Here is a 16081-nt window from a genome sequence, read left to right on the forward strand (position 1 = left end):
TCCTATTCGGCACTGTGCCTAGTCTAAATAATTAACTGATAACCGCAAAATAGTCTCATGCGGCAAAATAACGCGAGAGTTCTCCACGTTTTCCTTCTTCATCAGCTTGGTCAGCAAACGCATGGCTACCGCACCCAAATCGTACATTGGTTGTGCGACGGTTGTCAGCTGAGGACGAACCATGGAGGCCATACGAATGTTGTCAACACTGATTACCGAAAAATCATCAGGTACTTTCAATCCCTCATCCTGAATACTATGAATCGCACCAATTGCCATTTCATCCGTAGCGGCAAAAATAGCACTTGGTTTCTTCTTCAGACCAAGGAAGTATTTCATGGCTTCAACACCGGATTCATAGCGGTAGTTCCCGATTCTCACGAGATCCTCCTGATAATCAATTCCAGCTGTTTCCAATGCTCTCTTGTAACCTTGGAAACGTGCATAGCCGTTTGCAGGGTCTTGAAGCGTACCACTGATCATTGCGATTTGACGGTGTCCATGACGGATCAACGTGTTAACTGCATCAAAAGCAGCGGCTTCATGGTCAATATCAACTGAAGGATAGCTACCTTTTTCATCACTCGTTGCACATAAAACAATAGGAACTGCAGCTGTATGGAAGGCCTGAATATGCTCGTCCGTTACTGTGCCGCCCATGAACAGCAGTCCATCCACTTGCTTTTCAAGTAATGTGTTGATAACGCGGATCTCTTTTTCTTTACGCTTGTCGGCATTACATAAAATGATGTTATAGTGATACATATTTGCAATATCCTCAATACCGCGTGCAATTTCTGCAAAAATTGAGTTCGATATATCCGGAATAACCACGCCAACAGTCGTTGTCTTCTTGCTGGCCAGACCTCTAGCTACCGCATTCGGGCGATATCCCAATTGTTCAATCGCTTCGTACACCTTCTTGCGGGTCTGAGGTTTTACATTAGGATTATTGTTAACTACGCGGGACACCGTGGCCATTGAGACACCAGCTTCGCGAGCTACATCATAGATCGTTACCGTCACATTCCTTCTCTCCATTGCCAATAAATTTTCAACCGAATCCTAGATCAACTAATTAGAACCATGATACGACAAAATACTACTTTATGCAACGACAGCACTCATTCTATCTATGTGAGATGATCGTGAAGCGCACGGGCTGTAATATTCGAATGGGATGTATGCCAGACAGCCTCCCCGTCCTTGATTAAAATGGCCTGCGGCGATTCATGTTTCACCTGAAGCATGTCCGCAGCCGCATTGGACACCGGCCGATCCTCTACTACATAAATGATACCGTATTCAATATTTTCGTCGGGAGCACCTTCCAAATAAGACTCCACTTCCTGATATGCACCTGCACTTATCGGACAACGTGTACTGTGCTTAAAGAGGAGTAACGGCTTGTCTGATGACGCTTCCAGAGCCGTATTTAATTGTTGAATAGTAGTCATTTTCGTCATCGTCGCCATTGGATATACATTCCTTTCTGTGTCTTGTCGTATGGCCTATTCTCATCGTAACAAAAAGAACATGTAAAATCCAATGGTGACCATGAAAATTTTCATATTTTTTAGTTTTTTGTATTCGTAAACACCGATTTACTGGTAAAACCGGATAATTGAACCAATCTTTTCTCTACATCATTCATCCAATCTTCATCTCCTAGGCTTCTCGCATAGCGATAAAGATCCAGTAAGAGATTAATTCGAAGCTCCATTCGCTCCTCCAAAGCGGATTGCCAATCCACATTGGGATTATCCGCTTCCTCCAGTACAAGCTTACGAATAATTTCTGCCAGTTCATTGTTGCGTGCAAAAGATATTCGCCGGGGTGCAGGTTTGCTCCCTAGACTTTGTAATAGTTCCTTAATGTCCTTCGTCACATGCTGCAAAACCTCACTGGAAAAGCATGACGGACATGAGAATACAGGGACATGCAAAATTTCAACCTTACTCGCGTATATTACCTTTCGCAATTCCAGCCCCATCGGTTCACCACATTGGCATTGCTTATGCATTTTACCACCTCATTACGTAGGATCAAACTTATATGAGGATCTCATCAGAATCCAGATATATCTATTTACTAGTCTATAAAATATTTGTTAACTCAATAAAATCTATCATACCTTTTTTTATTTCGACTTTGGGGCCTCAAATCCTTCCACAGATTGCAGCAATGAACAAATTACCAAAGCTTTGGGGGTCAAAAAATGACGACGATTGTTGTTAAAGAGCGACTCCTAACCCGAGAATCTGCGGAGGAATGGACTTCGGGCGTACTTTTTCTTAAGATGTAAAAGTACAGATTACAAAACAAAGGTGTCATCATGTGACGCACGAAAGGATGGTTGGATGTCAAGACTTACCGGAAAAAAGGTAATTGCCCTGGTAGATGAGGAATTCGAGGATCTGGAATTATGGTACCCGGTGTATCGCGTTCGTGAAGAAGGCGCGGAAGTACATTTAGCCGGTGCTGAAAAGGGTAAAAAGTATATTGGAAAATACGGCGTACCTGCTGAAGCAGAATATGCCTTTGAAGAACTGAATAGCAGCGATTATGACGGAATTCTCGTTCCTGGCGGATGGGCGCCCGATAAACTGCGCCGCTATCCCAAGGTCATTCAACTCGTACAGGAATTTCATGCCGCACATAAACCCATCGGACAAATCTGCCATGCAGGCTGGGTACTGATTTCTGCAAAAATATTGGATGGTGTTACGGTCACCTCCACACCAGGTATTCGTGATGATATGGAAAACGCAGGAGCCATCTGGAAGGATGAAGCTGTGGTGACAGACGGACATATTGTATCCGCTCGTCGACCGCCTGATCTTCCCCCTTACGGAAAAGCGTTCTGCGATGTATTAGCTAATAACGCTCAGAAATAAGATATCCAGTCCGCACATTCAGGACTTGAGTAACCCTTATTTATAGCTATATCGAAAAAGCACCTTCAAAACCACTTTATTCATGGTTTTGAAGGTGCTTTTTTGTACGAGCCAAGGTAAGCTTTCAGATTTTAAAGCATTACTGCCGCCCAGGTCCGGCCGGGGTGCAGCTGATACTAGCTGCAGTCAGCTTGTCTTCGATCGCTGCACCAGTAGACATGCCAAAGCAAGCACGAGCAACTGTCATTGCTTCAGATGCGGTCGTATTCAGCACACGATGCTTGACCCGCAATAAAGATTGGGGGGACATACTGAGCTGATGTATTCCCAGTTCCAGCCAAAGTGGAACCGATCGTTCATCTCCAGCCATCTCACCGCAGACACTCACATCAATTCCGGCTTGATGTGCCGCCTGTGCAGTCATGCGCAGCATTCGAAGTACAGCCGGGTGGTATGGATGGTACATATGCGCAATCTGCTCATTCATACGGTCCACAGCCAGCACATACTGAACTAGATCATTTGTTCCGATACTAAAAAAATCGGTTTCAGCTGCTAATAGATCCGCAATCATCGCTGCGGCCGGAACCTCAATCATAATTCCTCGCTGTATTTTGGGATTATAGGCAAGCCCTCTTGCATCCAGATCCGCCATAGCCTCCTTCAAAAGAACATCTGCCTGACGGACTTCCTCCACGGATGAGATCATCGGGTACATGACCTTGATATTCCCCGTTGCACTGGCTCGCAAAATTGCAGTCAACTGAGTTTTAAACATTTCCTTCCAATCCAAACTAATCCGTATAGCACGATAACCTAGAAAAGGATTTTCTTCCTCTGGGAGTTCAAGATAATCCAACGGCTTGTCGCCGCCGATATCCAATGTACGGATGACTACGGAGTGATTGCCTGCCTTTTCCGCTATTAGCCGATATACTTCATACTGTTCCTCTTCATCAGGAGCAGATTTGCGATCCATATATAAAAATTCCGTGCGGAACAGCCCCACACCTTGAGCTCCATGCTTCAAAGCGGCCTCCAGCTCTTTAACGGAGCTAATATTGGCCGCCAGCCTCAGCGTGGTTCCATCCTTGGTCACAGCTTCTACCGAAGCGAGTACCTGAAGCTGCTCTTTTCTGCGTCGCTGCTCGTCACGCAAAACGATATAGTGGTCTGTTACTGATTTTTCCGGATTTACATACACCCTGCCCAGGTCTCCGTCCACAACCATCATATCTCCGGTTTGAACGGGCAAATTCAAATTGCTCTCCAATCCTGAAACGAGTGGGATACCAAGCGCACGGGCCATAATCGCGGAATGCGATGTTTTACCACCATTCATAGTCACAATCCCCAACACGTAGCTGGGATTCAGGTGTGCCGATTGGGATGGCGAAAGCTCCTTGGCTACCAGAATATAAGGCTGTGTGTCGTTGGGAAGAGTCACTTCCGGTGCGCCCAGCAAATGCTTGAGCAGTCGGTTCCCCACATCCTTAATGTCGATTGCCCGCTCCTTCATATATTCATCATCCAGCAAATCAAACATGGTCACAAAATGATCAATAGCTTCCTTCACAGCCACCTCGGCCGCCTTATACTGACGCTGAATAATTCCGCTAATTTCATTCATGAATTCCGGATCTTCTAATATCGCAAGATGAGCATCAAAAATGCTGGATTCCTCCGGTCCCACCATCTCTCGAAACTCATCCTTAATAAACTGGATTTCACTTTTGGATGTACGTATCCCTTCATACAATCGTTCAAATTCCTTCGCTAGATCTACCGTATCCATTTTTTGATCTGGTAAATCCCATTCCCAGCTCGGCAGGACAAATGCCTTCCCGATGGCCACACCTGCTGCGGCGCCGATGCCTTCTATCATGTTTCTACCCCTCCAACATTCCTGTCATGCAGCACAACGGACATTACCGAGGCCTGACCTTTTTTCACTGTTTTAAACGGAGCAAAGCTCCACGACTTGACGCGATCCGGATTCGTGATGACCATAGGAGTCACCAGCGATGGAGCTTGCTCTCGTAGCGCCTGCAAATCAAATTTGATCAGCAATTGCCCCGGTTCCACCGTATCGCCTGCTTCTACCATAGCAGTAAAATTCCCTTTTAGCTGTGAAGTATCAATCCCGATGTGAAGCAGAACCTCAAGTCCTTCTCGTGTGGAGATGCCTAAAGCGTGCATGGTCGGATACAAATGCATCACAGTACCATACACCGGAGACACAAGTTCACCGCGTTCAGGAACAAAAGCAACACCGTCCCCAACCAGCTTCGTTGCAAAAATTTTGTCAGGCACTTCATGAATCGGTAGCATTTTTCCATGTACAGGAGCATTGAACAAAATTTGAGGAAGATCACGTTCCATCAACTTCGCAATTTCCTCACGGATCAGTTCTGAATATGTTCCAAATACGACTTGTAAATTACCCCCGCCCAGATTAATAAGCCCGGCCGATCCCAAAGCCTTCATTGCTCCGGTATCAATCAGCCTGTCATTGTGAACGGTCAGCCGTAAACGGGTAATGCAGGCCTCTACCTGCACAATATTCTCCTTCCCACCGAGTGCTTCCAAAATAAGTGGAGCACTGTAAGGAATATTACCGGCCCAATCCTCCAGAACCGAGCCTTCCTCACGGCCAGGAGTTGGAATCCGGAACCGACGGATCGCCCATCGAAACAGTACATAATACACAAGCCCATATGCCACTCCGACTGGAATTAACAACCAGGCGTTATGTGACAGGTGGAAATTAAGGACATAATCTATAAAACCCGCCGAATATGAAAAGCCATGATGAATGTCCAGCTCAAAGGTAAGCCACATGGCCAGACCGGACATAACCGCATGAACGAGGAACAAATAAGGAGCAGCAAACAAAAAGGCAAACTCAATCTGTTCCGACACTCCGGTAAAAAAGCAGACCAATGCGGCCGTCAGAAACGTTTTCTGCACCTTTGGTTTCAAATCTTCACGAGCTTCCTGAATGATCGCTAACGCAATCGCAGGGATCGCAAACATCATAATGGGAAACAACCCGGACATGAAATAGCCCGCTGTCGGATCGCCAGCAAAAAAACGGGGTAAATCCCCCTGCACAACGTTGCCAGACGGCGTTTTATATGTACCCAGTTGAAACCAAAATATATTATTAAGCAGATGATGAAGACCAAAAGCTGCCAATAATCGGTATAGAATACCGTAAATAAGCAGTCCAAAACCGCCCAAGCTCGATTCCAGGCCTACTATAAATTCCAGGCCTCGCTGGATCAGCGGAGCAATAATCAACATAAGACCTGCAAATACAGCAGAGAACAGGCCAATAAGCAGCAGAACAAATCGGGTTCCCCCAAAAAACTGAAGCACTTCGGGCAACTTAATGCTTTTGAAGCGATTATAAGCCAACCCTGAAATAATCCCCAAAATGATACCTATGAGCGTCGCTGGCTGAATGAGTCCGTTTCCAAATCTCAATGTGACCTGATCATATATAGCCATACCAGCCAATGCAGCCAGTCCCGCCTGACCTGCTTGATTCGACATACCCAGTGCAACACCCACCGCAAACAAATACGGCAAAAAATAAAAAATCCCGTGTCCCGCCGCATTTGCCATATCAGACACCATAGGAAATCCCCACGTGGCCCAAGGAAGGCTGCCGAGACTTAGCAATATTGCAGCTGCTGGTAGCACCATCGTCGGGAGCATGACAGCACGACCAAGCTGTTGTAAGGATCCGAGCCAATTCATGGCATTCCTCTCCCTTCTATCCCTGATGGTAAGCCGAATAAATACTTTTGTCAAAGCAATGGTTCCGTCAGCCAAAAATATTTATTTACGCTTTTACAGGTCATATAACTTATTACTCAGCGATAACCCTATGAATTTAACTAGACCCTATCATATTCCAAGCATACATACATTATATGGATTCCTGAAAGTATAATATACTGTATCATAGTTCTGATTTCACACCAAAAACCTTCAACCCTATGAAATAAGGGAAGAAGGTTTTTTTCATGCTCATATAGCATGATTCAGCGATGTGATTATCCTTTACGTACAGCTTGGGTCACTGAATCCTCCACCTTAATGCAACGATCCATAATAACCGTCATTCCATGCTCCTGCGCAATGTCAGCGGCTTCCTGGCTTATAATTCCCTGTTGCAGCCACAATATCTTAGCTCCAATAGCAGCGGCTTCACGCGCAACCTCTGCGCAGTATTCGCTACGCCGGAATACATTAACCAATTCAACGGGCTCTGGTACTTCAGCAAGACTGGCATAGCAAGTCTCTCCAAGAATCGTTTGTCCTGCGGCCGCAGGATTTACCGGAATAATCCGGTATCCCCGCTGTTGCATAGCATAAGAAACCATGTATGAGGTGCGGTCTGATTTATCAGACAAACCAACAACCGCAATATTGCCTACTTGTTCCAAAATATTCTTAATCTCTTCTCTGGACGGATTTTCAAAAGCCATTTTTTCTCCTCCTGTCTGCATCTTAACTTACCTTTATTTTACCCATTCTACAGAAGCACCAAGCGTCGTCAGATGGTCGAAATACTGTGGATACGATTTGGCGACATGATGCGCATCCTTGATCACTAGCGGCTTCTGCGCACGCAAACCTACAACCGTCAATGCCATAATGACACGGTGATCAAAATGCGCGTTGATTTCCACACCACCTTCGACACCCTCCGGTCTACCATGCACAATGATTTCCGCTTGACGTTCTTCTACCCGAGCTCCAGCCTTGCTCAATTCATTCAAATAATCGGTAATACGGTCACATTCCTTATACCGTAAATTTTCCACGTTATAGAAACGGGACGTACCTTCGGCAAATACAGCCGCAGCTACCATGGCAAGCACAGCGTCTGTCGCAGCATCACCGTCAAACTCGATGGCTTTCAATCGACCGTTCCCCTTTACGACAACGGTATCGTTCTCATGTGTCAGTGGCACTTCCATCATACGCAGCACGTCTACAATAGCACGTTCTCCCTGTTTGCTCTGTTCTTTAAGACGATGGATGGTTACATCGGAATTCGTTACTGCAGCCGCCGCCAGCACCGCAGCACTCCCTGGATAATCCCCCTGTACAGTATACGTACGTGGCTGATAGGATTGCCGACCCGGTACACGGAAAGACATGTAGTCATCACTTGCATGAATGGTAATACCAGCCTCTTGCAATACCTCCAGCGTCTGCCCAATGACCACTTTGGATTTCAAATCATGCAGCACTTCAATTTCACTGTCTTTCTCCAGAAGAGGTGTAAGGAACAACAGAGCGCTTAAATACTGTGAGCTAACCGAGCCGGACACCTGGATTTTACCGCCCTTCGCCTGACCACCCTGAATACGTATTGGCAACTTGCCTTCACGATGCTCTACTTTAATCCCCAGTTGGCCCAGTGCATCAATTAGATCATCATGGGGTCTTTTCCCCAAGGAGTCGGGATATGTATTCACAAATGTAACATCCGGACATAGGGACGCAATTCCCATCAAAAAACGGAGCACCGCTCCTGCATTGCCCACGTTCAGCTCCTTCACAGCTTGAGGATGGCTACCAAAACCTGTAATCACGATTTTTTCATCATCCTCTTCCAGCACTGCTCCCAGATCGGTGATACAACGACGCATAGCATCACTGTCTTCACTATGAGCTGGATAGTAAATAGTACTTTGCCCATCAGCTAGTGCAGCCGTTAGCAGATAACGAGTAGTGTAGTTTTTGGAGGACAAAGCCCCAATCTCTCCTTGCAGGGAAGGGGTAGGTCTAACGATAACATCCATATTATACATGCTCCTTTTCGATTCAAACCATCCTAGTTTACGTTAATTATACAAGTTGTAACGTTCATTTCTCCACCTAAAAAATAAGGAATATTCATCTAGGTCTGTCGAGGTTTAGCAACCTGGTTGACCAATCTTTATTTGATTTTTAGATTCAGGCTAATTGACAGCTTAGAGATCGCTTCGCTATCATACATAGAGAGTGTGACGTTTCTCACACGTCAACAATACAAATAGTACCCATTTACATTAGAAAAGAGGTCCAGCCATGACGCAAATCGCTCTGATTGAACCTTCTGAGCTTCGCGCACGCCTGCAAGCAGGAGAGCAATTGCAATTGATCGACGTCCGTGAAGCGGAAGAAGTAGCGGAAGGTATGATTGAAGGTGCCAAGCACATTCCGCTCGGACAGATTCCGGGCCGCCTTGAGGAAATTGAACGCACCGGTGAAATCATCTTTATTTGCCGGAGCGGTTATCGCAGTGAACGTGCCTGCGAATATTTGCAGCAGTTAGGTTACGAGGGTTGCACCAATATGATTGGTGGCATGCTGCAATGGTCACAGGAGCAGTAAAACAGCTAGTCTATAAAAGAGACGGGAATCTTCCGTCTCTTTTATTTAAGCTCAAAGCTTAGACGCGGTAAAGCATTAAAATTTTGTGTTTCTATCATACCATAGCGTCAAAAGATTATACAATCCTTTAGCGAATTCAACATTGTATCTAAAATACCAAATCAAAAACGGAAGCTTTTTCTACCCAGAGGGCAAAAAAGCTTCCGTTGTGTTACATACTGCATTCTTACATATTCGTCAGTTCATTAAAACCATTGATGATGGAATACGCCTTCTTTGTCCACACGCTTGAACGTGTGTGCACCAAAGTAGTCACGTTGCGCTTGCAGCAGGTTTGCTGGCAAACGCTCCGTGCGATAGCTGTCATAGTAAGCAAGCGCGCTGGAGAAGCCAGGCACTGGAATACCTTGAGATACAGCCACGGAAATCACTTGACGCCATGCATCTTGATACGTTTCTACTACATTTTTGAAATAAGAGTCCAGCAATAGGTTTTTCAGAGCAGGATCACGGTCATACGCATCCTTGATGTTTTGCAGGAATTGCGAACGGATAATGCAACCACCGCGGAAGATCATTGCAATTTTTCCGTATTTCAAATCCCAATCATATTCATCGGAAGCTGCACGCATTTGAGCGAAACCTTGAGCATAAGACACAATTTTACTTGCGAACAGGGCTTTACGTACACTTTCGATAAATTCTTTTTTGTCGCCGCTGAAGGATTCAGCTTTAGGACCGCTCAGCACTTTGCTTGCCGCAATACGCTCATCTTTCATAGCAGACAAGAAACGGGAGAATACGGACTCGGTAATCATGGACAATGGCACACCCAGATCCAGCGCGCTTTGGCTTGTCCATTTACCAGTACCTTTTTGACCTGCAGCATCCAAGATCACATCTACCATAGGCTTGCCTGTTTCAGCATCATACTGGGAGAAGATGTCAGCTGTAATTTCGATCAGATAGCTGTCCAGTTCACCTTTATTCCATTCTGTAAAGATTTCATGAAGTTCTTCCGCACTCACATTCAGGACTGATTTCAGCAAGTGATATGCTTCACCAATCAATTGCATGTCGCCGTACTCGATACCATTATGCACCATTTTTACATAGTGACCAGCACCGTCGGGACCGATATATGTACAGCATGGGTCGCCGTCCACTTTTGCAGAGATTGCAGTCAGAATCGGCTCTACGAGTTTGTAGGCACTTTCTTGTCCACCCGGCATAATGGCAGGACCATTCAAGGCACCTTCTTCACCACCGGATACGCCTGTACCAATAAAGCGAAGTCCTTTTTCCTCCAGCTCCTTGCTGCGGCGCTGTGTATCAGGGAAGTAGGCATTGCCTCCGTCTATAATAATGTCGCCCTTGTCCAGATGAGGCACAAGCTGTTCAATCGTGGCATCTGTAGCTTTACCAGCTTGAACCATGATCAGGATTTTACGGGGTGATTCCAGTGAGTTCACAAATTCTTCAATGGAGAAAGTACCCGTCAGTTTCTTACCTTCTGCTTCTTTGATAAGATCGTGCGTTTTTTCTGGAGAGCGGTTAAAAACCGAAACGGTGAAGCCTCTGCTCTCAATATTAAGGGCCAAGTTTTTACCCATTACCGCCAGGCCGATCACACCAATTTGCTGTTTTGCCATCTGGTTCCTCATCCTTTGCAACATATTTTGTATTCTATATCGCCGCTTTACCGCATTACACTTTATGTGAATCGGAACACGTGCACTTCTATTTTAACGTTTTTAGTGTCAGAAGTGAACCCCTGTCTAATCACAGATCAAAACACCCCATTTGCATGAGGTGTTCCGATGTACTACGCTTCCATCATCAGCAGTTGGTGAGATAGCGTTTGCAGGCGTTTGTGGCAATTCTCGATTTTAATCGTATCTTCCTCGGTCATGGCTGTGAACAGCTTCTCCAATTCATCATCCACTTCCATTTTGAGCAGCAGCAGCCGGGTTTCCCCTTCATTGGAAGCGTACATATCTTCCATTTCCTGAGCGGACAGCACGGGTCCTTTCTGATAAATAACACGCTGCTTAAAGCCAGTAACCTCGACCAGACGAATGACCTCGCCGAACAAAATATTTTCTACCAAGATATGATGATCCTTGACTCTTTTGACAATGGCATGACCTCGAGTACTTCCAATTAGCTTCTCCAACCACTCAGCCAGCTTGGCATCGCGGATTACATAATCTCCAGCCAGCTTATAGTGTCCTGTGCGCAATTGCTGAAAACGGAGCTTCACCAGCTTGCGCCCGGTTCTCACCGACAAAACCAGATACGACTCATCCTCGCTCCAGTACAGCGAATACCCTTCCGATATCAAATCCTTGATCAGATTATGGATATGCCGACGGCTAAACCGGAGCTCTAGATTGCAATATTCTACCTCACAGCCCTTGTTCACGGCATTCCCTCCTTTTTCAAGTCCGATTCAAGAAGTCCGGCTACAGCAAGCCTGCGGCTTTCCCGCTTGATCTTCCCTTGCTCTATTTTATACTTCATTTTATGTAAGGGTACTTGGTTATTTGACCTATTTTTATGAGTAACAGCGCACAATCCTACTTTTGCCTTATGTGCTTGTACCGAGCCTGGTCTAAAGACGGTCAAGCCCGCTGACATTATGCTATAATCGGACATAATACGCCACACGATATGGCTTAGCCTAGTTACAGGAGGAATAGGAATGACATTTAGTGGATTTACTGCAAAGGACTTTGATGTTTTTGAGATACCAGGATTGGAACCTCGCATGGAGGTGCTGATTCAACAGGTTCGGCCCAAGTTGGAGGCGATTGGCGAGGAGTTAGCCCCCTTCCTGACGGACTTATGCGGGGAGCCTATGCACGTTCACGTTGCCAAGCATGCACGACGCAAGGTCAACCCCCCGATCGATACATGGGTAGCCTGGGCGGCAAATAAACGCGGGTATAAGGCGTTGCCGCATTTTGAGGTAGGTATGTTCGCTTCCCATATATTCGTCATATTCGCAGTCATTTATGAAAGTCCGAATAAAATCACATTTGCCCAGGCGCTTGAAACCAACCTGAGCGATGTGCGATCTAACATACCAGGTCACTTTTACTGGTCCATGGATCATATGGCTCCACAAGGTACAGAACAGCAGCAAATGGACACTGAAGAGTTTCAAACCATCATTAACAAGCTGCAGCAGGTGAAAAAAGCCGAGGTCATGTGCGGGCTCCGCATTGATCGTAATGATCCTCTCGCTAGTGACGGAGCTGCGCTACTGCAGACAGTGCGTTCCACTTTTGAGCATTTGCTGCCACTGTACCGGATGTCTTTTCCAAAGGAATAGCTTCAGAATAAATGCGGCCCTGACCCGCTTCTAAAAGCACCGTTCAAGCCTTAACAACGGTTTTTCTCCGTGGATTGCGCGCCAAAGCCAGATGGCAGCCAAACATGAGCAGCATCACGATCCCACTGATGATAAATGGAGCTGTGTGTCCAGCGCGGTCCCATAGCACTCCTGAAACGAGCGGACCGATAACCATGCCAGAGCCTTGGAGTGTTAAAAAAAAGCCCCATACTGTTGCACGCTCGCTTTCCGGAATCAGTTGGGCAAGAAACGTGTTCCATGCAGGCAAAATGAGCGCATATCCCAAGCCAATAATTGCTACGGATACAAACACAAGCGGGATGGTCTGTACTGTTGAAAAGAAAAATAGCGTGGTCCCGGCAAGCAAAAATCCGATGTGCAAAAAGTACTTGGTTCCAAGGCGATCCACCAGCTTGCCACAAGGGATCAATGCCAGCACAGTCACCCCACCGCCGGCAATCAGAAGCACGCTATACAAGTTCGGTGAAATTCCGAGATCCGTCCGCGCGTACAGCGTTAGCACAGGGCTGATCAAACCGATGACAAAGGACTGCAAAAACAGCGCAGGGTAAATTAACGGATTCACATTAAGCTTGGTTTTGAGCGTGTTGATCGTCTCCTGGATACCACTCAGCACTTGCCGCTTCTGCTTGGACTTCCCATCAGAAGATATGAGAGCGCTCTGTTCGAGGTCACCTTTGCCAGCAGACCTGTTCGTTCCAGGCAGCATAAGAGCAACCAGTAGTAATACAATACTGCATCCTATCAAAATCATGAACACCATACCGTAAGAGTGTCCGTAGTGGGATATGGCGAAGTTCATAACGAGTGGACCCAAGCCCGTTCCGCCCATGGACGCAATTTCCAGTGTTCCCATCGCTGCACCATTATTGTTATTAGGTCCGGACATTTCGGTCGTTCCAGTCATCACACAAGGCCAGAGCGGAGATGTCCCCAGTCCTAGTAACAGACACGCGATGACGAGCCACACAGGTTCCGTCAGTGCGCTTAGCATAATGATCGCTACAAGTGTAAACAACAACGCGGTTGACATCGTGCCACGGTAACCGAGCCGTTCAGCCATCCAGCCCGCCGGTGCCCGGAATGCATTGTCTCCGAAATACTGAAGCGAAAAGGCTAAACCGATAATTCCGGCCGACAGCCCCAACGTTTCTCCCATATATACCGGCAGGATCGATACCAGAAGAGATCCCTTCATAAATTCGACCAGAAACACCAGTATCCATAATTTGGCGAAAAAAGGAGTCCACAGCCGCTGCGAAGCTTTTTTTCGTCTAATTTGCTTCATCTATCCCACATCCTCCGCCTTTGTTTTTTGTCTATACTTTCGGGGTTCTCCGCCTACTCCACTCTTTCGCAAATAAATGCGCCCTCAATCGCTTGCATTCCTACTTCAAACTGCTATACTCAATTTTGTTCTATTATCAATTGCACAGGATTGTCGAAATCCTGCATGAAAGGTTGTGACAACACTAATGAATCAAAGCAACACCCCGCTTTTTACTGCTTTGAAAAAGCATGCTCAGAGCAACCCGGTTCAATTTCACATCCCAGGTCATAAAAAGGGAGTGGGGGCAGATCGGGAATTTCGCGAATTTATGGGGGATAATGCTTTTTCCATAGATATGATCAATATCGCTCCATTGGACGATCTGCATCAGCCATCAGGCGTCATTGAAGAAGCTCAAAAGCTTGCAGCAGAAGCCTTCGGAGCTGATTATACTTATTACAGTGTACAGGGGACAAGCGGAGCCATTATCACCATGATTATGTCCATTTGTATGCCAGGTGATAAAATTATTGTACCCCGAAATATACACAAATCCATAATGTCAGCCATCATCTTCGCTGGTGCGAAGCCGGTATTCATTTCTCCGGTCAGTGATGAGAATCTCGGTATTCACCACGGGGTTACAACCAAGTCCGTACGCCGGGCATTGGAACGTCACCCTGACGCCAAGGGCGTCCTTGTCATCAACCCGACATATTACGGTGTGTGCGCCGATTTGAAGGAAATTGTAGATCTCGCTCACAGCTATAATGTGCCGGTCCTGGTCGATGAGGCTCACGGAGTACTGATTCATTTTCACGCTGATTTGCCGATGTCCGCCATGGAGGCGGGGGCAGACATGTCAGCTACAAGCGTTCACAAGCTGGGTGGTTCTTTGACTCAAAGCTCGATACTAAATGTAAATACAAAAAACGGATTCGTTAATCCGCAGCGTGTACAAACTATTTTCAGTATGCTGACAACGACGTCCACTTCGTATATTCTGCTGGCTTCGTTGGACACATCCCGACGCAATTTGGCCCTTAATGGCCATGAAATCGCACAACGTGCTCTGGAATTAGCTGAATATTGCCGCGCAGAGGTCAACAAAATCGAAGGGCTATATTGCTTTGGCAGTGAAATTCTTGGCACGGAAGCTACCTATGATTATGATCCGACCAAAGTGACGGTTCATATTCGCCATTTAGGCCTTACCGGATATGATGTGGAAAATTGGCTGAGAGATCACTACAATATCGAAGTTGAGCTTAGCGATATGTATAATATTCTCTGTTTGGTGACTCCTGGTGATACCAAAGAGGAAATTGACATTTTATTAAAAGCTTTGCGCGAGCTGGCTTCACTGCACTATTCCACAGGTCAGCAGCATGAGCTGGTTGTAAAGATACCGGATATACCGCAGCTCTCCCTCATTCCGAGAGACGCTTTTTACGGAGATACGGAAATCGTACCCTTCAAGGAATCTGCTGGCCGTATCATTGCAGAATTCATTTATGTATATCCACCAGGCATCCCAATCCTATTGCCGGGCGAAGTTATTTCGCAGGACAATATTGATTATATTGTAGATCATGTGGAAGTAGGCCTGCCTGTTAAAGGACCTGAGGATCGAACGGTACATCAGGTGAAGGTTATCGTTGAAACTGACGCTATTTCTTAAACAATGATCTGTTAGCATCTGCATGCAAAAAAATGTTGATGGTCAACAAAAAAAGCCCCCATTCGGGGGCTTTTCTAGTGTTTTGAAGAGCAAGAGCAGTTGCTGTATCCAATCTTATTCGTATTGGGCAACAAGCTCGCTATAAGCTGCTTCTACACGCTTCCACTCATCTTCGTCCTCAATATTGTAAAGCACCATTTCTTCGTTTTCTTCTTCCATACGAAGAATGATACCATCCGCTTCGGGATTGCCACGCTCAAGCAACAGAGCATACACGTGATCTTCTACGTCAAAGGTCTCTACCAGCACCATTTCTACATCTTTGCCATTTTCATCAGTTAGCGTAAGAACCATTTCTTCATGTTCGTGGTCATGATCGTGGTTGCAGGCTTCACCGTGTTCATGTTTGTGATCACTCATGGAAATACCTACCTTCAAATTGTTTTATTTTCCCT

General features: G+C 46.1%; 15 protein-coding genes. 4 read left to right on the plus strand and 11 right to left on the minus strand.

Features of this window, described 5'->3' with window-relative positions; genetic code table 11:
* Window positions 1-18: 18 nt before the first annotated feature.
* From ccpA to MKX36_RS15575, 3 genes are all read right to left on the minus strand, one after another.
* Window positions 19-1026 carry a catabolite control protein A gene (ccpA, locus tag MKX36_RS15565; protein WP_013371881.1) on the minus strand — a complete coding sequence of 336 codons (1008 nt, stop codon included), beginning with the start codon at window positions 1024-1026 and terminating at the stop codon, window positions 19-21.
* A gap of 107 nt (window positions 1027-1133) precedes the next feature.
* Window positions 1134-1475 carry a bacillithiol system redox-active protein YtxJ gene (gene ytxJ, locus MKX36_RS15570; protein ID WP_017427808.1) on the minus strand — a complete coding sequence of 114 codons (342 nt, stop codon included), beginning with the start codon at window positions 1473-1475 and terminating at the stop codon, window positions 1134-1136.
* A 101-nt stretch (window positions 1476-1576) separates the two neighbouring features.
* Window positions 1577-2023, minus strand: coding sequence for a hypothetical protein (locus MKX36_RS15575; RefSeq protein ID WP_016822381.1), 447 nt, complete (start codon window positions 2021-2023; stop codon window positions 1577-1579).
* A 337-nt stretch (window positions 2024-2360) separates the two neighbouring features.
* Here MKX36_RS15575 and MKX36_RS15580 point away from each other — a divergent pair, with 337 nt between their 5' ends.
* Window positions 2361-2897, plus strand: a complete 537-nt coding sequence (locus MKX36_RS15580) for a type 1 glutamine amidotransferase domain-containing protein (RefSeq protein ID WP_164964842.1) — start codon at window positions 2361-2363, stop codon at window positions 2895-2897.
* A gap of 139 nt (window positions 2898-3036) precedes the next feature.
* Here MKX36_RS15580 and ptsP read toward each other — a convergent pair whose 3' ends face one another.
* The 4 genes from ptsP to aroA form a co-directional block, all read right to left on the minus strand.
* Window positions 3037-4782 carry a phosphoenolpyruvate--protein phosphotransferase gene (ptsP, locus tag MKX36_RS15585; RefSeq protein WP_340864985.1) on the minus strand — a complete coding sequence of 582 codons (1746 nt, stop codon included), beginning with the start codon at window positions 4780-4782 and terminating at the stop codon, window positions 3037-3039.
* Window positions 4779-6662 carry a glucose PTS transporter subunit IIA gene (locus MKX36_RS15590; RefSeq protein ID WP_013371886.1) on the minus strand — a complete coding sequence of 628 codons (1884 nt, stop codon included), beginning with the start codon at window positions 6660-6662 and terminating at the stop codon, window positions 4779-4781. Before MKX36_RS15590 ends, ptsP begins: the two co-directional genes overlap by 4 nt.
* 299 nt (window positions 6663-6961) lie before the next feature.
* Complete coding sequence (locus MKX36_RS15595) at window positions 6962-7396, minus strand: CoA-binding protein (protein ID WP_019687968.1); 435 nt, start codon at window positions 7394-7396, stop codon at window positions 6962-6964.
* Between the two features lie 33 nt (window positions 7397-7429).
* A complete protein-coding gene (gene aroA, locus MKX36_RS15600; protein ID WP_090889998.1) occupies window positions 7430-8722 on the minus strand; it encodes a 3-phosphoshikimate 1-carboxyvinyltransferase in 1293 nt (430 codons plus the stop codon).
* Window positions 8723-8990: 268 nt separating this feature from the next.
* On the opposite strand from aroA, the gene MKX36_RS15605 reads away from it, so the two are divergent.
* The gene (locus tag MKX36_RS15605) at window positions 8991-9296 is read left to right on the plus strand and encodes a rhodanese-like domain-containing protein (protein ID WP_153795008.1); all 306 of its coding nucleotides are present in this window, start codon (window positions 8991-8993) and stop codon (window positions 9294-9296) included.
* Between the two features lie 245 nt (window positions 9297-9541).
* On the opposite strand, the gene gndA is transcribed toward MKX36_RS15605, so the two are convergent.
* Both gndA and MKX36_RS15615 read right to left on the minus strand, forming a co-directional pair.
* Window positions 9542-10948: an NADP-dependent phosphogluconate dehydrogenase gene (gene gndA / locus MKX36_RS15610; RefSeq protein WP_013371891.1), complete on the minus strand. Its 1407-nt coding sequence runs from the start codon at window positions 10946-10948 to the stop codon at window positions 9542-9544.
* A gap of 173 nt (window positions 10949-11121) precedes the next feature.
* Window positions 11122-11721 (minus strand): hypothetical protein, encoded by a 600-nt coding sequence (locus MKX36_RS15615; protein WP_016822387.1) that lies wholly within the window; start codon window positions 11719-11721, stop codon window positions 11122-11124.
* A gap of 279 nt (window positions 11722-12000) precedes the next feature.
* Here MKX36_RS15615 and MKX36_RS15620 point away from each other — a divergent pair, with 279 nt between their 5' ends.
* Window positions 12001-12633 carry a YktB family protein gene (locus MKX36_RS15620; protein ID WP_017427814.1) on the plus strand — a complete coding sequence of 211 codons (633 nt, stop codon included), beginning with the start codon at window positions 12001-12003 and terminating at the stop codon, window positions 12631-12633.
* 43 nt (window positions 12634-12676) lie between these two features.
* On the opposite strand, the gene MKX36_RS15625 is transcribed toward MKX36_RS15620, so the two are convergent.
* Window positions 12677-13963, minus strand: a complete 1287-nt coding sequence (locus MKX36_RS15625) for an MFS transporter (RefSeq protein ID WP_340864986.1) — start codon at window positions 13961-13963, stop codon at window positions 12677-12679.
* 187 nt (window positions 13964-14150) lie between these two features.
* Between MKX36_RS15625 and MKX36_RS15630 the strand changes: the two genes are divergently transcribed.
* Window positions 14151-15626 (plus strand): aminotransferase class I/II-fold pyridoxal phosphate-dependent enzyme, encoded by a 1476-nt coding sequence (locus tag MKX36_RS15630; protein ID WP_016822391.1) that lies wholly within the window; start codon window positions 14151-14153, stop codon window positions 15624-15626.
* Window positions 15627-15740: 114 nt separating this feature from the next.
* On the opposite strand, the gene MKX36_RS15635 is transcribed toward MKX36_RS15630, so the two are convergent.
* On the minus strand, window positions 15741-16046 hold the full coding sequence (locus tag MKX36_RS15635) for a DUF1292 domain-containing protein (RefSeq protein WP_007431055.1): 306 nt from the start codon (window positions 16044-16046) through the stop codon (window positions 15741-15743).
* Between the last annotated feature and the right edge of the window lie 35 nt (window positions 16047-16081).

The sequence above is a fragment of the Paenibacillus sp. FSL W8-0439 genome (genome assembly GCF_038008995.1).
Taxonomy (GTDB): Bacteria; Bacillota; Bacilli; order Paenibacillales; family Paenibacillaceae; genus Paenibacillus; species Paenibacillus polymyxa.